Source organism: Actinomadura sp. NPDC048955, assembly GCF_040649435.1.
In the GTDB taxonomy this organism is placed as follows: domain Bacteria; phylum Actinomycetota; class Actinomycetes; order Streptosporangiales; family Streptosporangiaceae; genus Spirillospora; species Spirillospora luteofluorescens.
Map to the genome: position 1 here is coordinate 1 of NZ_JBEZJI010000088.1, position 20124 is coordinate 20124.

The window sequence follows — 20124 nt, forward strand, 5'->3', positions numbered from 1 at the left end:
ATGGTACTGCATGGGAGACCGTGTGGGAGAGTAGGACACCGCCGGACACATATTGTAGAAAGGCCCCGCCGTTACCGGCGGGGCCTTTCTCATTTGGCGTGGTTATCGGTCAGATGGGCCGCTGGGCGATCTGGACCAGGTTGCCGCAGGTGTCGTCCAGGACGGCCGTGACCACCGGGCCCATCTCGACGGGCTCCTGGGTGAACCGCACGCCGAGGCCGCGCAGCCGGTCGTACTCGGCCTTGACGTCGTCGACGTCGAACGATGCGAAGGGGATGCCGTCGGCGACCAGGGCCTCCTTGAACGGCTTCACCGCGGGGTGGCTGCTGGGTTCCAGAAGCAGGTTGGTGCCTTCCGGGTCTTTGGGGGACACGACCGTCAGCCACCGGTCCTCGCCCAGCGGGACGTCGTGCTTCTTCTCGAATCCCAGTATGTCGGTGTAGAACCTGAGCGCTCTTTCCTGGTCGTCCACGAACACGCTCGTCAGGTTGATTCTCATCCGGGTTCCCTTTCCGCCTTCTCGGTGCCGCCCTCAGGGACGCTTGGGGCCTGCGGGCCTGTGAGGCCACCGTTCGACGATGTATTGGAGCGGGCTGGTGTTGATGTAGTGGAACTTGTACCGGCCCTCGCGCCGGGTCTCGACCAGGCCGGCGGCCTCCAGGACGTCGAGATGCTGCGAGATCGCCTGCCGTGACGAACCGAGGCCGTGCGTGGTCGTCAGGCGGCCGCAGATCTCGAAGAGCGTCTGGCCGTTCTGGCGGGTCAGCTCGTCGAGGATGGTGCGCCGGGTGGGGTCGGCCAGCGCCTTGAACATGTCTCCCACTCACCCAACGTTAGGCAAGTCGCCGCTTGCCTGTCAAGGGGTCCTGTGGCCCGGCGCGGCGGTCGCCCCCTGGCACTTGACCTGGTGGCCCGCCGCGCCGGCCCATATCCCAGTGGGGGCCGTTGATGTCGGTGTTACCGGGATGCCAGGTTCGTCCCGGTCCTGCTCGCTTCGCTGGGCGGGCCGAGGGGCGTCGTGCGGATGAGCAGCGGCAGGGCGGTGGCGGCCAGGCAGAGAAGACCGGCCGCGAGCGTGGCCGCGTGCAGGCCGCCCAGGGTGGCGTGGGCTGGATCCATCGTCGACGAGAGTGCGCCGGCACGGGCCGTGACGATGGCCGCCAGGGCGGCTGTGCCGATGCCGCCGAGGAACTGCGGTAGTTGTGAAAGCCCCCCAGCGGTGCCCTGCTCCTCGTCCTGCAACCCGGACGTCATGGTGGCGATGAAGGAGACGACCGTCAGGACGTGGCCGAAGCCCATGGCGCCTGACGTGGCGAGCACGAGGGGGAGTCCGCCCTTCACCGGCAGGAAGACCATCGCGCCGGTGCCGAGGCCCTGCACGGCGAGGCCGAGGCTCATGGCGCGGGCCGTGCCCAGCGCTGCGATCAGGCGGGCGGCCAGTACTCCCGCGATGAGGGCCGCGATGCCCTCCGCCAGGAAGCCGGTGCCTGTGGCCAGCGCCGAATAGCCGAGTACGTCCTGCATGTAGAGGCTGAGGAGGACGGTCGTGCCGCCGCACATGCCGAGGGTGACGAGGCCGACGAGTCCGCTCCACTTCACCGTCGGCCTGTTCAGCAGGCCCAGCGGGATCAGGGGAGCCGGGTGCAGCCGCTCCGCCAGGAAGAACGCGCTCAAGGAGAGCAGCGCCGCGGAGAGGGACCCCAGCGTCGGAAGGCTCGCCCACCCCGCGTCCGCGCCCGTCGAGATTCCATAGACCAGAGCGAACAGGCCGACGCTCGCCAGCACCGCGCCGGGGACGTCCAGGCGTGCCGGCGCCCGTGTGCCTGCACCGCGCGGCAGCGTGGTCGTCCCGAGTAGCACCAGGACGCTTATGGCGGCCAAGAGCAGCATGGTCCAGCGCCAATTCAGGCCGCTCGTGATGACCCCGCCGCCCAACGTGCCGAGGACGAATCCCAGCGAGAGCACCGCGCCGTTGACGCCCAGCGCGCGCGTTCGGCGGGGACCTTCCGGGAACGCCGCCGTCATCAGTGCGATGGCGGTCGGGGTGATCATCGCGGCGGACGCGCCCTGGCCCGCGCGGGCGGCGATCAGTGGCGCCGGCCCGGTCGCCAGTGCCGCCGCCAGGGAGGAGCCGCCGAACAGGACGACTCCGAGGGTGAACAGCCGGCGGCGGCCGACGATGTCGGAGACGCGGCCGAAGAGGGGCAGCAAGCCCGCGGTCGGCAGGAGGCAGGCCGTGGCGACCCACTGCAGCGAACCGGCGCTCGCGAAGCCCAGGTCGCGTCCTATCTCAGGCAGCGCGACGGTGACGACGGAATAGTCCAGCCCTGTCATGAACGTGGCGCCGCACAAGGTGATCAGAACCAGCCATCCGCGATGGCCGAGTGCGCCGGAACGCGCGTGCGGAATCGAGTCGACCGTCATGTTCGCCTTTCCCGTGGGCCGTGCCGGGACGTGTGACGGCTTCCCGGCACGGCCCACCCTGCGGCGAACCGCGAGCATTACCCAGCCCCCTGCTGAGGGCACCCCTGCGGTGCCTACACCTGACAGGTACAGGCACAGAAGGGCGAGGGAGAGGCATGCTGGACGGCATGGAGCAGCGGTCCGAACTCGGCGAGTTCCTGCGCAGCCGTCGCGCCCGGCTCCGCCCCGGGGACGTCGGCCTGCCCGACTACGGCGGGCGGCGGCGCGTGCCCGGGCTGCGCCGCGAGGAGCTGGCGCAGCTCGCCGGCGTCAGCGCCGGGTACTACACGCGCCTGGAGCAGGGGCAGAGCACCAACGCCTCGGAGGCCGTCCTCGACGCGATCGCCCGCGTGCTGCGGCTGGACGAGACGGAGCACGCCTACCTGCGGAGCCTCGCCCGCCAGAAGGCGGAACCACGCCGGCGCCTGCGGCCGGAGCGGTTGCGTCCCGCGGTCCGGCTCATGGTGGACGCGTTCGGCGACACCCCTGCCCTTGTCATGGGCCGCCATTACGACGTGCTCGCCTGGAACCGAGCCGCGCACGCGCTACTCGCCGGGCACCTCCCGTTCGAGGCGCCCGAGGAGCCTCGCGGGCGTCCCAACATCGCCCGCCTCGTCTTCCTGGACCCGCACACGCGCGAGCTGTACGCGGACTGGCGGGCCAAGGCCCGGGACACGGTCGCCGACATCCGCATGACCGCCGCCCGCTACCCCCACGACCCGGAGCTGACGGGCCTTGTCGGCGAGCTCGTCGTGCACAGCTCCGAGTTCGCGTCCATGTGGGCGGCGCATCCGGTCCAGGACTGCGCCGCCCGCTACACGCGCGACTTCCGGCATCCGCTGGTGGGGGCGATGACGCTGAACAACGAGATCATGGAACTGTCCAACGACGAGGGCCAGCGCATGGCCGTGTTCACCGCCGACCCGGGCACCCCTTCGGCTGCGGCCCTGAGCCTGCTAACGGGCATCGCCGGCGAGACGGCCGACCCTCACGCCGGCGCGCTCGACTCCATTTCGGAGCGGTCACGCCCGGCGTAGCGGGGGCGCTGGCCGGGGTGGCGGCTCTTCGGGGTCATGCCATCGGCCGTTCCCGATCCGGCCGGCCCGCCGGCCGGATGCTCGCACACGGGGAACGCCTGGCCGGAACGGTCGAAGAGCGAGCCGCGTCCCATGGTCGGCCAAGGACAGATGAGGAGATCGCACATGCAGCACGCGTGGGACCAGCCCCCCGCCATCGTCCGTGTGGCGGGGGACTTCGACGTCTACACGGCCCCTGGCGTGCGAGAGGAACTGCTCGCCGCGATGGGGTGGCAGGGCGAGAAGGGCCCCCGCCATGTGATCGTCGACCTTGACGATGCCGACCACGTCGACGCGCCGGGTCTGGGCGTGCTGATGGGGGCTCATTACCGCCTGCTCGAACGAGGCGGGGGCGTTCTGCTCGTCTCCACTCACGAACGGCACCGCAGGCTTCACCGGCTTACCGGCATCGCGGAGCCGGTGCCGCCGGTCACCAAGGGCATTCCGCTCTACGACTCGGTGGAGCAGGCGCTCACCGCGGCCCAGCAGGACCGGCCGACCTGATGGGACCGGTTCAGGCCAGCGCGTTGAAGACCGCTTCTGCGCGGTCGCGCTTGGCGTAGAGGTCCCACGCGGTGTCGGCGATGGTATCTGGATCGAGGGTGGGGATGCTGAGCCCGTCCAGACCGTCCAGGCCATCCCGCTGGGACGTCACCATCCGGTGGATGTCGCCGCGTTCGATCAGGCCGCCGATCGTCAGCGTCCCGGCGTAGATCCCTTTTTCGGTCAGGGCCGCGTTGAGCGTCAGGGCGTAGTTCCGCAGGGCCGCCGAGGAGAGCGCGAGACCGCCGAGCATGGGCATCGGGACGATCGCGCTGAGGCCGCCCGCGAACAGCAGCCCGCCGTCGCCGCGCTCCAGCATGCCGGACAGGACGGCGCCCACCACGTCGATCGCGGGATACACCGAGCGCATCGCCTCCTGGGCGGCCGGCACGTCCGCCGAGGTGATGGGAACGGGCCGGGCGTTCAGATCCGACGCGCCGGGGCCGTAGTAGACGACGTCGACGTGGCCGATCCCGCGGAGCGCGGCGAGCAGCGCGTCGCGGTCGCGGACGTCCGCCGCGACGGCCGTGGCCTCGATGCCCTCGGCCTCCAGCGCCGCGAGGTAGCCGGGGTGGCGCGCCGGGTTCCTGGACACGAGAACGATCTTGTGGCCTTCGCGGCCGAAGCGGTGGGCGACGGACATGCCGAGACCCGGCCCGGCCCCGATGACGACGGTCGTGGAAGACATGCGCAACTCCCGTAAGTTGAGGTTGGCCTCAATTTAGCACGAAACTTGAGGGTTTCCTCAACTTCGTAGGATGGAGGCATGGCCGGAAAGAGCAGGCCGCTTCGGGCGGACGCCGTGCGCAATCGGGACAAGCTGGTGGCCGCTGCCGCGGCCGTGTTCGGGGAACGCGGCCTCGACGCGCCGCTGGAAGAGGTGGCGCGGCGGGCGGGCGTGAGCATCGGCACGCTCTACAACCACTTTCCCTCGCGCGAGAACCTCTTCGACGCCATCTTCCCCGCCCGCCTGGCCGCCCTCGACGAGATCGTCGAGCGGTCCCTGGCCGATCCCGATCCCTGGAGCGGGTTCGTCGTCTACATCGAGGGGCTGTTCGCGCTTCAGGCCGAGGACCGGGGGCTCAACGACGCGCTCGCCCGGCGCTTCCCGCTCGCCTCCGAGTTGAACACCGCCTGCGATCGGGGATTCGGGCACCTGGTGACGATCATGGCTCGGGCCAAGGAGGCCGGCGCCCTGCGTCCCGACTTCGAGCCGCAGGACGTCGTGACGCTGATGTGGGCGATGTCGCAGGTGATCCGGGAGTCGGCGGACGTCGCGCCCGACGCCTGGCGGCGCTGCCTCGGGTTCTTCCTCGACGGACTGCGTGCGGACGCCGCGCGCCCGCTGCCCGTCCCGGCGCTGACCCCCGAGCAGGTCGCCCGTTTCATGGCGTGATGCCGGTGCGCTGGTGAGGCTTCCGCGCTCAGGCTTCCAGGTCGCTCAGGAGGGCTTGCAGCGCGTCCAGCTCGTCCTCGGTGAAGACGTGAATGCCCGAGCGGCGCAGAAGGGCGGTCGTCACGCCGGATCCGGGGACCGGCGTGCCGGTGAAGGTGCCGTCGTAGACGCGGTGGCCGCCGCAGGACGGGCTGCCCTCCTTGAGCAGGGCGAGGCGGACCCCGGCGCGCCGCGCGGCCTCCAGGGCCAGGCGTGCGCCGCGCAGGAACTCGCCGGTGACGTCGGCGCCGCCGCCGGTGAGGATGCGGGCCCTGCCGTCCAGGACGTCGCCGCCGTCACCGCCGACGATCTCGGCGGGCGGGCGGGGCACGGGCAGGCCGCCCGACACCTCGGGGCAGAACGGGACGAGGCGGCCCTCGGCGCGCCAGCGTTCGAAGGGGCCGCGGGCCACCGGCTTGGCCGCGCCGTCGTAGCGGACGGGCCGTCCGGCGAGGCACGAGCTGACCAGGATGCGTTCCACGCCGTCCAGCCTATGCGCGCCCCGGGCGGCCGGAGCGGTCCGCCTTCGACCCGCGACGCCCGAAGCCGCCGCGGGACGAAGGGGGGCGTGCTACTGGCCGGCGCGGATGCGGTTGACGGCGATCTGGGCGACGCGGACGGCCGCGCCCGGGTTGAGGCGGACGCCGCGCCAGGCGAGGCGGCCGTGGGCGGGGGCGACGATGAGGGCCTGGTTCTTGGCGACGCCGCGCATGATGTCGCGGGCGAGCTTCTCGGCCGTGTAGAGGCGCGGGGCGGCCTTCGCGATGTCGCCGGTGGCGTCGCCGCTCAGCGGGGTCTCGGGCAGGTCGGGGTTGACGTTGTGCAGCAGCGGGGTGTCCACGAAGCTCGGGCACACCACGCTGACCTTGACGCCGCGCCCGGCGGCTTCGGCGCGCAGGCCGAGGGAGAGGCCGACGACGGCGTGCTTGGTGGCGGTGTAGGGGATGCCGATCGGCATCGGGACGAGCCCGGCGAGCGAAGCGGTGTTGACGATGTGGCCGCGGCCCTGCTCCAGCATGATCGGGTAGGCGGCGTGGACGCCGTGCACGACGCCCTTGAGGTTGATGTCGATGGCGCGGTTCCAGTGGTCGAGGGTGAGTTCCTCGGCCAGCCCGCCGACCGCGATGCCGGCGTTGTTGAACACCAGGTCGAGCCGCCCGTGGTCGGCCTTGACGCCCTGGTAGAGGTCGGCGACGGCGCCGGCGTCGGTGACGTCGAGGGCGGCGGAGACGGCCTTGCCCTTGCCGAGGGTGTTCAGTTTGTCGGCGACCTGCGCGGCGCCCTCGGCGTTGATGTCGGTGACCACGACGGTGTCGCCGCGCGCCACCAGGGACGTGGCGATCGCACGGCCGATGCCGGACGCTCCTCCGGTCACGATCGCGATGCTCATTGCGCGCTCCGCTCGGGTGAACAGCGGGCCCGGGCTCGGGGGTGGAGCGAGCCCGGACCGCACTGGCTAATTGGATACTCAGTTCAATTGCGTGGATTCTAGGCGGCGGTGCGGGCCGCCGGTACTCAGCGGGCCGACAAACTCGCCGCCGCCGGCTCGTCCCGCCGCTCGATGTGGAAGTCGCCGGGGTCGAGGCGGCGGGTCCGCAGCCAGAAGGCGAGGGTGGACGCCGGCCACGCCGCCCGGTTGACGCCGTCGCGGTCGAGGTACCAGCTGTCGCAGCCTCCGGCGACCCACACGGCGCCCTCCGACCTGCGCCGCACCCAGCGGTTGAACCGGTCCTGCGCGGACGGCTTCACCGAGATCGCGGTGCCGCCCGCGCCGTCCAGCATCGCCAGGCACTGCAGGACGTAGCGGACCTGCGCCTCGATGATGAAGATCATCGAGTTGTGGCCGAGGCCGGAGTTCGGGCCGAGCAGCAGGAACAGGTTCGGGAAGCCCTTCACGGCGACGCCGAGGTGCGCCTCGACGCCGTCCCGCCACGCGTCCTGGATCTTCAGGCCGTTCCGGCCGACGATGCGGGCCCCGTCGAAGGCGTCGGTGACGTGGAACCCGGTGCCGAAGACGATGGCGTCCACCTCGTGCTCGCGGCCGTCGCGCGTGACGATCGAACGGGGGCGGACCTCGGCGATGCCCTCGGTCGTCAGCTCCACGTTGGGGCGCGTCAGGGCCGGGTAGTAGTCGCTGGACACCAGCGTCCGCTTGCAGCCCATCGTGTAGTCGGGGGTGAGCTTGCGGCGCAGGCTTCGGTCCGGCACCTGCCGGGCCAGGTGGCCGCGCGCCAGGGAACTCGCGGCCTTGAGCAGCCTCGGGTTCTTGAACCCGAGGACGAAGCTCTCCTGCATCAGGTAGATGCCGTTGCGGTAGCCGCGCTGGACGAGCGGGAAGCGGCGGAACAGCGCCCGCTCCACCCCGGTGACCCGGCGGTCGGGCTTCGGCAGGATCCATGGCGGCGTCCGCTGGAACACCGTCAGATGCCGGACCTTCGCCGCGATCCGCGGGACGAACTGGATCGCGGACGCGCCCGTCCCGATCACCGCGACCCGCTTGCCCTCCAGGTCGTAGGAGTGGTCCCACTCGGCGGAGTGGAACGCCGTCCCCTCGAACGAGGCGAGACCGGGCAGGTCGGGGATGCTCGGACGGTGCAGCGGCCCCATCCCCGCGACCAGCGCCCGCCCGCGGACGGTCTCGCCGCCGTTGACGGTGACATGCCAGGTGCCGGTGGCGTCGTCGTACTCCGTCGCGGTCACCTCGGCGTTGAACCGGATGTGCTGCGCGAGCTCGTACTTGTCGACGACGTCCTTGATGTACGCCAGCAGCTCGTGCTGCTCCGGGAACATCCGCGACCAGTCGGTCTTCGGCTCGAACGAGTAGGAGTACAGCAGCGACATGATGTCGCACGCGCATCCGGGATAGGTGTTCTCCCGCCACGTCCCGCCGACCTCGTCCGCCTTCTCAAGGATGACGAAGTCGTGCACGCCGGCCTTCTTCAGCCCGATCGCCATCCCGAGGCCGGAGAAGCCCGCCCCGATGACGACGACCTTGTACGGGCCGCCCGGCCCCGCCGCGGGTGTGACGACGTAGGGGCCGCCCTCGGCCTGTCCCATGCTCACGCGGCCTTGGCCGGCCCGGCGGCGCGGCGCCGCTTGGGCTCGTCCCAGATGCCGAAGGCCTTCCAGACCTGCTTGTTCACCGGCGTGACCACGCCGAGCTCGGCCATCAGGTCGCGGATCTTGCCGACCGAGTTGGAGATCTCCGCCTGCGCCGCGTCGTTCTTGTAGGCGGCGCGGACGACGTCCTTCGGGATGTTGAAGTGCCGCACCATCGGCCCGGGCGGGGACAGCATGATCCGCGCCATCACGCCGAGGACGACGGGCGTCGCGATGCCGAGGATCCGGCGGCGTGCCGGGTGCATGTTCGGGACCCGGTGCTTGAGGTAGTGCCGGGCGAAGGAGATGTGCCGGGCCTCCTCCGCGATGTGGATCTTCATGATGGTCTCCTCCAGGGGGTGCTTGATGTGCCCGCCCTTGAGGGACTTGCGCTGGACGTAGTCGATGGGGTCCTCGCCGCCGAGCACGAAGACGAAGAACATCTCGGTGCTGACCAGCGGGATCCACGGGGCCGCCTGCGCGATGAGGTTGAGCGCGCGCGGCATGCCGCGGATCGGCATCTTCGTCCGGTTCACGAACTCCTGGAACATCATCCCGTGATGACATTCCTCGGTCGTCTCGTGGTAGACGTAGCGGAACTCGGGCCGGCCGTTCGGCAGCCGGTAGGCGTAGTTGAGCAGCCCGCGCTTCAGCAGGTTCTCGAACTGCAGCCCGATCTTCATCGCGGTGGCGACGCGCCACAGGCCGATCTGCGACTGGATCTCCGGCGGCTGCGACCGGTACCACGCCGTCTCCCCGAGCCGGTCGAACGGCGGCAGCACCCAGCGCGGGTCGTTCTTGTCGACGAGGAACTCGGGGTCGTCCCAGGGGATGTCGGCGTAGGCCTCCCAGTGCTTGTCGACCGAGGCCTTGTTCAGGCGGTCGATGACGCCGAGGTACGACTTCTTGTCCTTGACCTGCTCGCGGACCTCGTCGGCGAGTTCGGTGGGGGCTTTCGGCATGGGGGACGCTCCCTCGGGGTGGTGCGGCCGGCCGGGGCCGGCGCGGGATGGGTCGTGGCTAGGGGCCGGTGCGGGGCCGGGCCTGCGCCGTGCCCTGCTCGGGGACGATCAGCTGCGCGACGTCCTTGACCTGGCGCAGCACCGCGGCCTGGTGGCCGTCGGCGTCGTCGTCGAGCGCGTTCTGGATGGACAGCCCGACGAACATCGCGAACAGGGTCCGCAGCGTCGTCGAGACGAAGTCGGGGGGAAGGGTGTTGTCGGGGAACAGCCGCTCGAAGGTCTCCGTGATGACCTGGAGGATCCGCTCGTTCAGGTCGCGGCACAGCGGCCGCAGCTCGTCGTCGGTGCGGGCCGCCACCGCCAGCTCCATGAGGGCCTTGGCCGGGCGGCCGCGGAACACCTCCCAGAGCAGGTCGAGCGCCCCCGACACGTTGCGCCGCTCCGCCGGCAGTACCGCGAAGGCCGTCTCGTAGGCCAGGCGCTGCGCCTCCAGCAGGTGCTCCAGCGCGGCCGCGACGAGGACCATCTTCGTCGGGTAGTGGTGCTGCTGCGCCCCGCGCGAGACGCCGGCGCGGCGCGCCACCTCCGTGGTGGACGTCCCGGACCAGCCGAGGTCCACCAGGCACTCCGTGGTGGCCTCCAGGAGCCTGGCCTGCGTGCGCGACCGGCGCTCCTCCTGCGTGCGCCGCCCGGAGGAACCGTGGCGGTGACGTCTGCGGCTGCTTACTGACACGCCTCCGAAGGTACGAGCGCGACATACATGCAATCAAGCCTGCATGTATGTTGCCCGCATCACAATTGGACATCGCGTCTTATTGATCTTCGCCGTCCGCCGCGTACCGCGCCCGGCGTACCCGGCGCCCCGCGCGGCCTCCCCGGGGAGCAGGCGCGGTGCATCTCCTGGCCCGACGACGGGCCCCCTGGCGCCAGGCCACGATCCCGGTCATGGGAAACGCAGCGGAAGCAAGGCGATCGATCGGCGAGGGCGCCGTCGCGGGCGGCGCCCGCACGGTCGGCCTCGGCAAGGTGTACGGGGCCGGCGCCATGGCGGTGCGGGCCCTCGACGACGTCAGCGTGGAGTTCCCGGCGGGCCGGTTCACCGCGATCATGGGGCCGTCCGGGGCCGGGAAGTCCACGCTCATGCACTGCGTCGCGGGCCTGGAGGACGCGACGTCCGGCAAGGTCTACGTCGGCGGCCAGGAACTCGGCGCGCTGTCGGACCGCCGCCTGACCCGGCTCAGGCGCGAGCGGATCGGATTCGTGTTCCAGGCGTTCAACCTGCTCCCCACGCTGACCGCCCGCGACAACATCCTCCTGCCCCTGACCCTCGCGGGGGCGGGCCCGGAGCGGGAGTGGCTCGACACGGTCGTCCGCGTCCTGAAACTGGGGGACCGGCTGTCGCACCGCCCGTCCGAGCTGTCGGGCGGGCAGCAGCAGCGGGTGGCGCTGGCACGCGCCCTGGTCACGCGCCCGCAGATCGTGTTCGCGGACGAGCCGACCGGCAACCTCGACTCCCGCACTGGCGCCGAGGTGCTGGCGCTCCTGCGCGACGCCGTGGACCACCTGGGCCAGACCGTGGCGATGGTCACCCACGACCCGGTCGCCGCCGGGCACGCCGACGCGGTGGTGTTCCTCGCCGACGGCCGGATCGTCGACGTCATGGACGCGCCCACGCCCGACCGCGTGCTCGACCGCATGCGCGGACTGGGGGACCCCCGATGACCGGCCTCGTCCTCAAGGAGCTGTGGGGACGCAAGCGCCGCCTGGCGGGCTCCCTGGTGGCGGTCTTCCTCGGCGTGACGTTCCTGACCGGGACGCTCGTCCTCGGCGACACCCTCGCGGCGAGCATCGACGGGTACGTGTCCAGCGCGTACGGCGACACGGACGTGGTCGTGCGGAACGCGACCAAGGTGAGCGACGCGCCGTGGGGCGCGCGCGGGCAGATCGACGCGTCGGTCCTGGACAGGGTGCGCCAGGTGAAGGGCGTCGCCAACGCCGAGCCGACCATCGAGGGGTCCGGGCAGCTGCTCGCCTCGGACGGCACGGTGATCGCGTCGCGCGGCCCCCGGACGGCGGGCAACTGGAAGACCGACCCGAAGCTCAACCCCTACCGGCTCGCCGAGGGGCGGGCGCCCCGCGCGCCGGACGAGGTCGTCATCGACAGGATGTTCGCCGACGAGGGCCGGCTGAAGGTCGGCGACCGGACGGCGGTGCTCACTCCCGAGAAGGTCCCGGTGACCGTCGTCGGCATCAGCATGTTCGGCGACGAGGAGGCCTTCGGCGAGACGTCCTTCACGGCGTTCTCCCTCGAAGGCGCCCGCCTGCACGTCGCGAAGGGCGCCGACCGCATCAGCGGTGTCGCCGTCCGGGCCCGGGACGGCGTCGACCAGGCGGAACTGGCGTCCCGCGTGCGCGCGGCGCTGCCCGCCGGGGTGCAGGCCCTCACGAAGAAGGCGCAGGTCGAGGAGGGCATGAGCCTCGTCCAGGACGGTTTCCTGCGCGTGTTCCGGACCGTGCTGGCCGCGTTCGGCGGGGTGGCGCTGCTGGTCGCCGCGTTCAGCATCCACAACACGTTCGCGATCACGATGGCGCAGCGGACCCGCGAGTCGGCCCTGCTGCGCGCGCTCGGCGCCGGGCGCCGGCAGGTCGTCACCATCGTCGGCTTCGAGGCGCTGGTGATCGGCGCCGCCGCGACCCTCGCCGGGTTCGCCGGCGGGCTCGGGTTCGCCGCCCTGCTGCGCGAGCTGTTCATCCGGTTCCGCATCGGGATCGCGCTGGAGGGCCTCACCGTCGCCGCCACCACGATCATGATCGCGGTTCCGGTCGGGCTGCTGGTCACGCTGGCCGCCGCGCTCGGGCCGGCGCTCAAGGCGTCGCGGGTGCCGCCGCTGGCCGCGCTGCGCGAGGTCGCGGCCGAGGCGTCCCGCCCGACGGAGACCCGGCTCATCGTCGGCGGCGTCTTCGCGGCCGTCGCGGTCGGCACCGTCGCGTTCGGCGCGGTCACCGAGCAGATGGCGATGGCGGCCGCGGGCGCGGTGATGACCGTCGTCTCGATGGTCGTCCTCGGGCCCGTCGCCGCCCGTCCCGTCGCGATGCTGCTCGGCGGGCCCGCGGCGCGGCTGCGCGGCGTGCCCGGGACGCTCGCGCGCGACAACGCCACCCGCAGCCCGGCGCGCACGGCCGGCGCGGCGACCGCCCTGATGATCGGCGTCGGGGTCGTCACGCTGATGACGGTGTTCCTCGGATCGCTGCGCGCCTCCCTGGAGGACGGCGTCGCCGGGTCGTTCCAGGGCCCGATCGTCGTGGACGCGGGCACCAACGAGACCGGCGGGTTCGCCACCTCGCTCGTGCAGGAGGCGGCCAAGCTGCCCCAGGTGGGTGACGTCGCCGGAATGGGCACGGGCAGCATGCGGGTGAACGGCGAGCCGTCCACCGTAAGCGTGGCCGACCCGTCCGGCCTGCGGCGCGTCCTCGACCTGGACGTCACCCAAGGCGGCCTCAACGACGCCGGTACATTCGCCGTCTCGAAGAAGGCCGCGGACGACAACGGCTGGCGCGTGGGTACAGCTGTCGGCGTGACGTTCGCGGACGGCGCCTCACAGCGGCTCACCGTGGGCGCCGTCTACGACAACACCGACTTGACCGGCGACTACCTCGTCCCGCGAACGGTGTGGAACGCGCACACCAGGCAGCCGCTGGACACCAGGGCGTTCGTCGAGCTGAAACCGGGCGCGTCGGTCGCGTCCGCGAAGCAGGCCCTCACCGCCCTGGCCAAGCCGTACGGGGCGCCCGCCGTCGAGTCGCGGGACGAGTTCGTCGCGGCGCAGACCGAGGAGATGGCCGGTTTCATCAGCGTCGTCTACGGGATGCTGATCCTGGCCATCGTCGTCGCGCTGCTCGGCATCGCCAACACGCTGTCGCTCGCCGTCCACGAGCGGACCCGCGAACTCGGCCTGCTCCGCGCGGTCGGCGCGACGCGCCCGCAGATCCGGTCGATGGTGCGCTGGGAGTCGGTCATCGTGGCGCTGTTCGGCACCGGCGGCGGCCTCGTCCTCGGGGTGTTCCTGGGCTGGGGCCTCGGCGCGGCCCTCGGCAACCCGTTCGCGCCGCCCGCCGCGCAGGTCGCGGTCATCGCCGTGGTCGGCGCGGTCGCCGGGGCGCTCGCCGCGATCCGCCCCGCCCGGCGCGCGGCGCGGCTGGCGATCCTGTCGGCCATCGCCGCACCCTGACGCGCCCGACCCTCCCCGTTCCCCGGCGCCACGCCGGGGGACGGGGCGTCCTCCCAGGTCGCGAGGCCGTCCCGGGGCGGGCCGCGTGTCGCGCCCTGCCCGTGGCTAAGGTAAGTCCATGCAGGTCAACCAGTCGGGCAAGCTGATCAACGTCTGTTACGACATCCGCGGGCCGGTCCTCAAGCGCGCCAAGCAGCTGGAGAGCGAGGGAAGCAAGATCCTCAAGCTGCACATCGGCAACCCGGCCCCCTTCGGGTTCGAGGCACCGCCCGAACTCCTCCAGGACATGATCCGCAACCTGCCGGAGGCGCACGGCTACAGCGACTCCAAGGGCATCCTCCCCGCGCGCCGCGCCGTCGTGCAGCGCTTCGAGGACAGCGGGGTCGCCGGCGTCGACGTCGAGGACGTCTACCTCGGCAACGGCGTCTCCGAGCTCATCGTCATGACGCTGCAGGCGCTGCTCAACGACGGCGACGAGGTGCTCATCCCGGCGCCCGACTACCCGCTGTGGACGGCGTCGGCGTCGCTGTGCGGGGGCACGCCCGTCCACTACCTGTGCGACGAGGACGACGGCTGGCAGCCGAGCCTGGACGACATCGAGTCCAAGATCAGCGACCGCACCCGCGCCCTGGTGATCATCAACCCGAACAACCCGACCGGCGCCGTCTACTCGCGCGAGGTGCTCTCGCGCATCGTCGAGATCGCCCGCCGCCGCAACCTGATCATCTTCGCGGACGAGATCTACGACCGGATCCTCTACGACGACACCGAGCACGTCCCGATCGCGTCCCTGGCCCCCGACCTGCTGTGCCTCACCTTCGGCGGCCTGTCCAAGAACTACCGCGTCGCCGGCTTCCGCTCGGGATGGGTTGTGCTGTCCGGCCCGAAGGAGCACGCCGAGTCCTACATCGAGGGCCTCGACATCCTCGCCAACATGCGGCTGTGCCCGAACGTCCCGGGGCAGCACGCCATCCAGGCCGCCCTCGGCGGCTACCAGAGCATCGACGACCTCGTCCTGCCCACCGGGCGCCTCGGCGAGCAGCGCGACCGCGCCTGGAAACTGCTGAACGACCTGCCGGGCGTCAGCTGCGTCAAGCCCACGGGCGCCCTCTACGTCTTCCCGCGCCTCGACCCGGAGATGTACCCGATCGAGGACGACATGCGCTTCGCCCTCGACCTGCTGGAGCAGCAGAAGCTCCTCATCGTCCAGGGGACCGGGTTCAACTGGCCGTCCACCGACCACTTCCGCATCGTCACCCTCCAGTACGCCGACGACCTGGAGGACGCCGTCGGGCGCATCGGCGAGTTCCTGTCGGCCTACCGCCGCTAGGACGGCGCCGCGGCGGCGTCGAGGCGCCGGAGCGCGCCGCGGACGACGGCGGGATCCGTGGTCGCCCAGAACGGCGGCAGCGAGTTCTTGAGGAAGCCGCCGTAGCGGGCCGTGGCGAGCCGCGGGTCGAGGACGGCGACCACGCCGCGGTCGTCCATCGAGCGCAGCAGCCGGCCCGCGCCCTGCGCGAGCAGCAGCGCCGCGTGCGTCGCCGCGACCGCCATGAACCCGTTGCCGCCCCGCGCCGCGACGGCCCGGGACCGCGCCGACGACACCGGGTCGTCCGGGCGCGGGAACGGGATGCGGTCCATGATGACGAGCTGCAGCGACGGGCCGGGGACGTCGACGCCCTGCCACAGCGACAGGGTGCCGAACAGGCAGGTCCGCTCGTCCTCGGCGAACTGCTTCACCAGCAGGGACGTGGAGTCTTCGCCCTGGCAGAGCAGCGGGTGGGACAGGTGGTCCTTCAGCTCGTCGGCGGCCTGGCGGGCGGCGCGCATCGAGGAGAACAGGCCGAGCGTCCGCCCGCCCGCCGCCTCGATCAGCTCGGTGATCTCGGTCAGGTAGGCGTCGGCGAGGCCGTCCCGCCCCGGCTGCGGCAGATGCCGCGCGACGTAGAGGATGCCCGCCTTCGGGTGGTCGAACGGCGAACCGACGTCGAGCCCCGACCAGACGACCTGGGTCTCCTCGCCCTTCTCCGTCGCGGTCTGGGCGAGGCCCTCGGCGGCGGTCTTGGCGTCCCGTGAGCCGCCCTCGTCCAGCGGCGGCAGGCCCCACTGACGGGCGAGCGGCTCGAACGACCCGCCCAGCGTGAGCGTCGCCGACGTGAGGACCGCGGTGCGCTGCTCGAACAGCGTCGCGCGCAGCAGCCCGCCGACGCCGATCGGCGCCACGTGCAGCGCCGGAGGCCGCTTCGGGCGCCCCTCCTGGACGAACGGCTTCTCCAGCCACACCACGTCGAAGCGCTGCGCCATCTCGGGCTGGAACGCCTCCAGGATCCGCACCGCCGTGTCGTGCAGCTCCTCCAGCGAGGACCGCGCCGCCTTGCGCGCGGCCATGTCGCCGGGGTCGGCGTCCTTCTTCTCCGGCCCGAGCGCCGTGACGCAGGCGTGCGCGGCGTCCCGCACGGACGCCAGGGTGTTGCCCAGGCCGCCGGACAGGACGTCCATACGGCCCGCGGGCATCTCCTCCAGCAGAAGGCCGAGCCCTTCGGCGGCCTCCTTGAGCCGGTCGGCGAGGTGCTCCTCGGTCAGGCGCCCGCACCGCCGCGCGGCCGTCTCCACCCCGGCCGCGCTCAGATCCCCGGTCGCGACGGAGGTGACCCGGTCGACCAGCTCGTGCGCCTCGTCCACGATCACCACGTCGTGCTCGGGCAGGACCTGGAACTCCTCCAGGGCGTCGATGGCCAGCAGCGCGTGGTTGGTGACGACGATGTGCGCCTCGCCCGCCTCCGCCCGCGCCAGCTCGGCGAAGCACTCGCTGCCCTGCGGGCACCGCTGCGCGCCCAGGCACTCCTTCGCCGTCACGGCGACCTGCCGCCACGCCTGCTCGCCCACCCCCGGCACCAGCTCGTCGCGGTCGCCGGTCTTCGTCTCCTCGGCCCACTCGTTCAGCCGCTTGACCTGCCGCCCGAGCGAGGACAGCTGCTGCGGGTCGAACAGGCTCGGCCCGCCGTCCTCCTCCTCGGGCACGCCCGTCTGCACCCGGTGCAGGCACAGGTAGTTGCGGCGCCCCTTGAGGATCGCGAACTTCAGCTCCGTCCCGAGCAGCGGCCCGAGGGCCTCCGCGAGCCGCGGCAGGTCGCGGTCGACGAGCTGCCGCTGCAACGCGATCGTCGCCGTGGACACCACCACCGTCGTCTTCTCCTTGACGGCGTGGCGGATCGCGGGGACCAGATAGGCGAGGGACTTGCCCGTCCCCGTGCCCGCCTGAGCGGCGACGTGCTCCCCGGACTCGATGGCCTTCTCCACCGCCTGCGCCATCGCCACCTGCCCGGGGCGCTCGGCGCCCCCGACGGACGCGACGGCCGCGGCGAGAAGGGTCGCCATGTCGGAAATCTGGGTCTCGCTGCCGGTCAGCAGATCAGGGGCGGGCACGTCGGCCAACGCTACCGCCCGCGGCCGACACCCGCGCCCCGTCCCGCGCGACCGCGTCGCGAATCACCCCGGAGTTATCCACAGTTCGGCAAGCCGCGACGGCCCTTACGCCGCCCCTGAAAACCTCGGCACATGACATCACTGGTGATCCGCTCCGCCCAGGACGCCATCGCGGCCGTCCCCTACCTGCTCGGCTTCCACCCCTCGCGCAGCCTCGTCGTCGTCGGCTTCGAGGGGCGGTCCCGCGGCACATGCGCGATCCGGCTCGACTTACCGTCGTCCGGCGAAGCCGAACGCGTCGCCGCCGTCCTGTCGGGCAACGGCTTCGCCCGCTCGCTCCTGCTCGGGTACGGCCCGCCCGGCGAGGTGGCGGAGGCCGCCCGGCCCATGCGCACCGCCCTGGCCGCCGCGGGCGTCCCCGTCGCCGAGGCCATCCGCGTCGCCGACGGCCGCTGGTGGTCGCTCACCTGCGACGACGTCTGCTGCCCGCCCGAAGGCACCCCGTATGACATCTCCGCCAGCGCCGTCGCGGCCCAGGCGACGTTCGGAGGCCACGTGGCCCTGGCCGACCGCGCGGAGCTCGTCGCCTCCGTCCAGCCGCTCGACGGCCCCGCCCGCGCCGCCATGCACCACGCCACCGAACGCGCCGAGCGGCGCTACCTGGCCCGCCCGCCCTCGTCCGCCGAGAACGACCTCGCCTTCGTCCTCACCCTGCTCGCCCGCGCCCGCGACGGCTCCCGCCCGACCGACGACGAGGTCGCCTGGCTCGGCCTCCTCCTCACCGACCTGCGCGTCCGCGACGAGACCTGGAGCCACACCGACGAAGATCCCACGGCCGCCGACATCGCCTTCTGGCGCGACATCGTCCGCCGCGTCGACCCCGCTCGCGTCCCGGCCCCCGCGTCCCTGCTGGCGTTCGCCGCCTACTCCGCGGGCGACGGCGGCCTGGCCAACGTCGCCCTGCGACGCGCCCTCGACGCCGACCCCGCCTACTCCATGGCCGTCATCCTTCGCGAAGTGGTCAACGCAGGCATCCCACCCTCCAGACTGCGCACGGGCACGTCCCGTCCGCAGCACCTGGGCCGTGCGGCCGACGGCGGATCGCGATCAGCATGCGGATAGACCACCGAGAGGGATGCCGTGGCGCAGACGGGGGAAGGTCAGCCGGCGTCGTCGAGGACCTCGCGGAGCTTGCGCGCGAAGGCTTCGGGCTGCCCGGCGTAGCCGGACTCGCCGCCGACGAAGCCGCCGTGGTGACTCGGGAAGACGGCCGGTCGCTGACCGAGCAGCTCGGCCATCGCCACCGAGGTGCGTGCGGTGAAGGTGTCCCCGGACTCTTCGCCCACCGCGATCACGATCCTGGTCGGTGCCGCGGTCAGCGCGCCGACGTCGGGCCGGTAGTCACTGACCGCCCACGACCGGTCGGACAGCAGCGGATCGTCACGGGACCCGTCGTCCTCGGCCGGCATCCCGAACGCGGCGGGGTCCGGGGCGGGCTGGGCGAAGTAGGCGTCGGTGAACTCGCCCTGCCACGACGTCATCACGATGAAGGCCGCCATGCCGGCGCCCGAGCCCGCGTCCTCGTAGACGTCCCGGACGCCGGCCCGGGCGCGCTCGGCGGCCCGGGCGTCGGGGAGCACCGCGATGAGCGGCGGCTCGTGCGCCACCAGGGTGGTCACGCAGTGGGGGTGGGCGGTCACGAGCGCGAGCGCGGTCACCGCGCCGCCGCTGCTCGCGAACATCTCGACCGGCCCCGCGCCGAGCGCCTCGATGACCGCGTGCACGTCGCCGGCCTGGATCTCGGGCGCCTGGTCGACGCGGCCGTCCCTGCGGACGCTGCGCCCGAGCCCGCGCGGGTCATAGGTGATCACGCTGCGCTCAGGGAAGTGCGACGCCAGCGCACTGAAGCCACCGGCGTCCATGGGCTGCCCGATCATGAACAGCGGCGGACGTCCACCGCTGCCCGGCAGCGGCCCGTGAACGTCATAGACGAGGTCGACCTCGGGAGTCTTGAGCACCTGCGTGGTCATGACCACATTGACTCCGGCCACCTCGAAAACTCATCGCCCCCAACACCACCGACCACCCCCGCTAACGCCATCGACGTGCTCGAGCGTGTTCCTGCCATGGTCGCCATCCTCCGCCCCGCGCCACCTGCGCACAAGATCCGCCACTTGCGCACAAGATCCGCCACCAGTGCACAAGATCCGCCACCTGTGCACAAGATCCGCCGCATCCGCCGTGACCCTTGCTGCTTGGTCGGGGGGATCGCGCCATGCCGGAGGGTGCCGTGTGGGGGTGGGGGCTTTGGGTGCTCCTTGGCTGGGGGAGGGTCAGGGCCCGGTTGGGGTGGGGAGGGTGAACAGTCCGGAGAGTCGGGTCAGGCGTTCGGGGACGGCTCGGTAGTAGACCCACGTGCCGCGCCGTTCGCCGTCGATCAGTCCGGCCTGGCGCAGCACCTTCAGGTGGTGGGAGATGGTCGGCGCGGTCAGGGCGAAGGGGTCCGTCAGGTCGCACACGCACGCCTCGCCGCCGTCCGCGGAGGCGATCATGTTCAGCAACCGCAGCCGGACCGGGTCCGACAGCGCCTTGAACACCCCGGCCAGCTCGGCCGCCTCGTCCTCGCTCAGGGTGGGGCCGCTGAGCGGCGCGCAGCACGCCGTATCGGAGACATCGTCCAGCCTCAGGAACTTGGCCATGCGCCTAATTTGACATCCATCTAAGCAACAAAGCAAACTGGGCTCTACTTAGAAGGATCTCTAAGTAGTGAGGTGAGGTTGTGGTCTTGACCTGGATGGTCGGCTCGCGCGTGGCGTTGCGATCGACCGGCCTGCTTTCGGGACCGCTGTGTCCGCGACCTCGCTAGTCAGCACCCGGCCCCACCACGGCCA

19 protein-coding genes are annotated in these 20124 nt (G+C 71.9%); 7 read left to right on the forward strand and 12 right to left on the reverse strand.

What is annotated here, in order from left to right:
* Positions 1 to 109 precede the first annotated feature (109 nt).
* From AB0C84_RS42280 to AB0C84_RS42290, 3 genes are all read right to left on the reverse strand, one after another.
* Positions 110 to 499, reverse strand: a complete 390-nt coding sequence (locus AB0C84_RS42280; protein WP_361077531.1) for a VOC family protein — start codon at positions 497 to 499, stop codon at positions 110 to 112.
* A gap of 33 nt (positions 500 to 532) precedes the next feature.
* Positions 533 to 823 carry a metalloregulator ArsR/SmtB family transcription factor gene (locus AB0C84_RS42285; RefSeq protein WP_312879501.1) on the reverse strand — a complete coding sequence of 97 codons (291 nt, stop codon included), beginning with the start codon at positions 821 to 823 and terminating at the stop codon, positions 533 to 535.
* Positions 824 to 957: 134 nt separating this feature from the next.
* Positions 958 to 2424, reverse strand: coding sequence for an MFS transporter (locus AB0C84_RS42290; RefSeq protein ID WP_361077534.1), 1467 nt, complete (start codon positions 2422 to 2424; stop codon positions 958 to 960).
* Between the two features lie 155 nt (positions 2425 to 2579).
* Between AB0C84_RS42290 and AB0C84_RS42295 the strand changes: the two genes are divergently transcribed.
* Both AB0C84_RS42295 and AB0C84_RS42300 read left to right on the forward strand, forming a co-directional pair.
* Entirely contained in the window at positions 2580 to 3500 is a 921-nt protein-coding gene (locus AB0C84_RS42295; protein WP_361077537.1) for a helix-turn-helix transcriptional regulator, read from the forward strand.
* 165 nt (positions 3501 to 3665) lie between these two features.
* On the forward strand, positions 3666 to 4043 hold the full coding sequence (locus AB0C84_RS42300) for an STAS domain-containing protein (protein ID WP_258939170.1): 378 nt from the start codon (positions 3666 to 3668) through the stop codon (positions 4041 to 4043).
* Positions 4044 to 4053: 10 nt separating this feature from the next.
* Here AB0C84_RS42300 and AB0C84_RS42305 read toward each other — a convergent pair whose 3' ends face one another.
* On the reverse strand, positions 4054 to 4770 hold the full coding sequence (locus tag AB0C84_RS42305) for an SDR family NAD(P)-dependent oxidoreductase (RefSeq protein WP_361077540.1): 717 nt from the start codon (positions 4768 to 4770) through the stop codon (positions 4054 to 4056).
* Positions 4771 to 4848: 78 nt separating this feature from the next.
* Between AB0C84_RS42305 and AB0C84_RS42310 the strand changes: the two genes are divergently transcribed.
* Positions 4849 to 5478 carry a helix-turn-helix domain-containing protein gene (locus AB0C84_RS42310; protein ID WP_361077543.1) on the forward strand — a complete coding sequence of 210 codons (630 nt, stop codon included), beginning with the start codon at positions 4849 to 4851 and terminating at the stop codon, positions 5476 to 5478.
* A 28-nt stretch (positions 5479 to 5506) separates the two neighbouring features.
* Here the strand turns inward: AB0C84_RS42310 and AB0C84_RS42315 are convergent, their stop codons facing one another.
* From AB0C84_RS42315 to AB0C84_RS42335, 5 genes are all read right to left on the reverse strand, one after another.
* Positions 5507 to 5998, reverse strand: a complete 492-nt coding sequence (locus AB0C84_RS42315) for a DUF523 domain-containing protein (RefSeq protein WP_361077546.1) — start codon at positions 5996 to 5998, stop codon at positions 5507 to 5509.
* Positions 5999 to 6088: 90 nt separating this feature from the next.
* Positions 6089 to 6907 carry an SDR family oxidoreductase gene (locus AB0C84_RS42320; protein WP_179847098.1) on the reverse strand — a complete coding sequence of 273 codons (819 nt, stop codon included), beginning with the start codon at positions 6905 to 6907 and terminating at the stop codon, positions 6089 to 6091.
* Positions 6908 to 7032: 125 nt separating this feature from the next.
* The gene (locus tag AB0C84_RS42325; protein WP_361077550.1) at positions 7033 to 8574 is read right to left on the reverse strand and encodes an NAD(P)/FAD-dependent oxidoreductase; all 1542 of its coding nucleotides are present in this window, start codon (positions 8572 to 8574) and stop codon (positions 7033 to 7035) included.
* A 2-nt stretch (positions 8575 to 8576) separates the two neighbouring features.
* Positions 8577 to 9578 carry a diiron oxygenase gene (locus tag AB0C84_RS42330; protein ID WP_361077553.1) on the reverse strand — a complete coding sequence of 334 codons (1002 nt, stop codon included), beginning with the start codon at positions 9576 to 9578 and terminating at the stop codon, positions 8577 to 8579.
* A 58-nt stretch (positions 9579 to 9636) separates the two neighbouring features.
* Complete coding sequence (locus tag AB0C84_RS42335) at positions 9637 to 10311, reverse strand: TetR/AcrR family transcriptional regulator (protein ID WP_179847101.1); 675 nt, start codon at positions 10309 to 10311, stop codon at positions 9637 to 9639.
* Between the two features lie 212 nt (positions 10312 to 10523).
* Here AB0C84_RS42335 and AB0C84_RS42340 point away from each other — a divergent pair, with 212 nt between their 5' ends.
* The 3 genes from AB0C84_RS42340 (at position 10524) to AB0C84_RS42350 (ending at position 15137) form a co-directional block, all read left to right on the forward strand.
* Positions 10524 to 11300 carry an ABC transporter ATP-binding protein gene (locus AB0C84_RS42340; protein ID WP_179847102.1) on the forward strand — a complete coding sequence of 259 codons (777 nt, stop codon included), beginning with the start codon at positions 10524 to 10526 and terminating at the stop codon, positions 11298 to 11300.
* A complete protein-coding gene (locus tag AB0C84_RS42345; RefSeq protein WP_361077557.1) occupies positions 11297 to 13807 on the forward strand; it encodes an FtsX-like permease family protein in 2511 nt (836 codons plus the stop codon). The genes AB0C84_RS42340 and AB0C84_RS42345 overlap by 4 nt, the downstream gene beginning before the upstream one ends.
* Before the next feature lie 118 nt (positions 13808 to 13925).
* Positions 13926 to 15137, forward strand: a complete 1212-nt coding sequence (locus AB0C84_RS42350) for a pyridoxal phosphate-dependent aminotransferase (RefSeq protein ID WP_339154579.1) — start codon at positions 13926 to 13928, stop codon at positions 15135 to 15137.
* Here the strand turns inward: AB0C84_RS42350 and AB0C84_RS42355 are convergent.
* Positions 15134 to 17185 carry an ATP-dependent DNA helicase gene (locus tag AB0C84_RS42355; RefSeq protein WP_258939671.1) on the reverse strand — a complete coding sequence of 684 codons (2052 nt, stop codon included), beginning with the start codon at positions 17183 to 17185 and terminating at the stop codon, positions 15134 to 15136. The genes AB0C84_RS42350 and AB0C84_RS42355 overlap by 4 nt on opposite strands.
* A gap of 180 nt (positions 17186 to 17365) precedes the next feature.
* On the opposite strand from AB0C84_RS42355, the gene AB0C84_RS42360 reads away from it, so the two are divergent.
* Positions 17366 to 18355 carry a DUF4192 domain-containing protein gene (locus tag AB0C84_RS42360; RefSeq protein ID WP_361077561.1) on the forward strand — a complete coding sequence of 330 codons (990 nt, stop codon included), beginning with the start codon at positions 17366 to 17368 and terminating at the stop codon, positions 18353 to 18355.
* Between the two features lie 38 nt (positions 18356 to 18393).
* On the opposite strand, the gene AB0C84_RS42365 is transcribed toward AB0C84_RS42360, so the two are convergent.
* Positions 18394 to 19263, reverse strand: coding sequence for an alpha/beta hydrolase (locus AB0C84_RS42365; RefSeq protein WP_361077564.1), 870 nt, complete (start codon positions 19261 to 19263; stop codon positions 18394 to 18396).
* A gap of 303 nt (positions 19264 to 19566) precedes the next feature.
* Positions 19567 to 19932: a metalloregulator ArsR/SmtB family transcription factor gene (locus AB0C84_RS42370; protein ID WP_361077567.1), complete on the reverse strand. Its 366-nt coding sequence runs from the start codon at positions 19930 to 19932 to the stop codon at positions 19567 to 19569.
* Positions 19933 to 20124 lie beyond the last annotated feature (192 nt).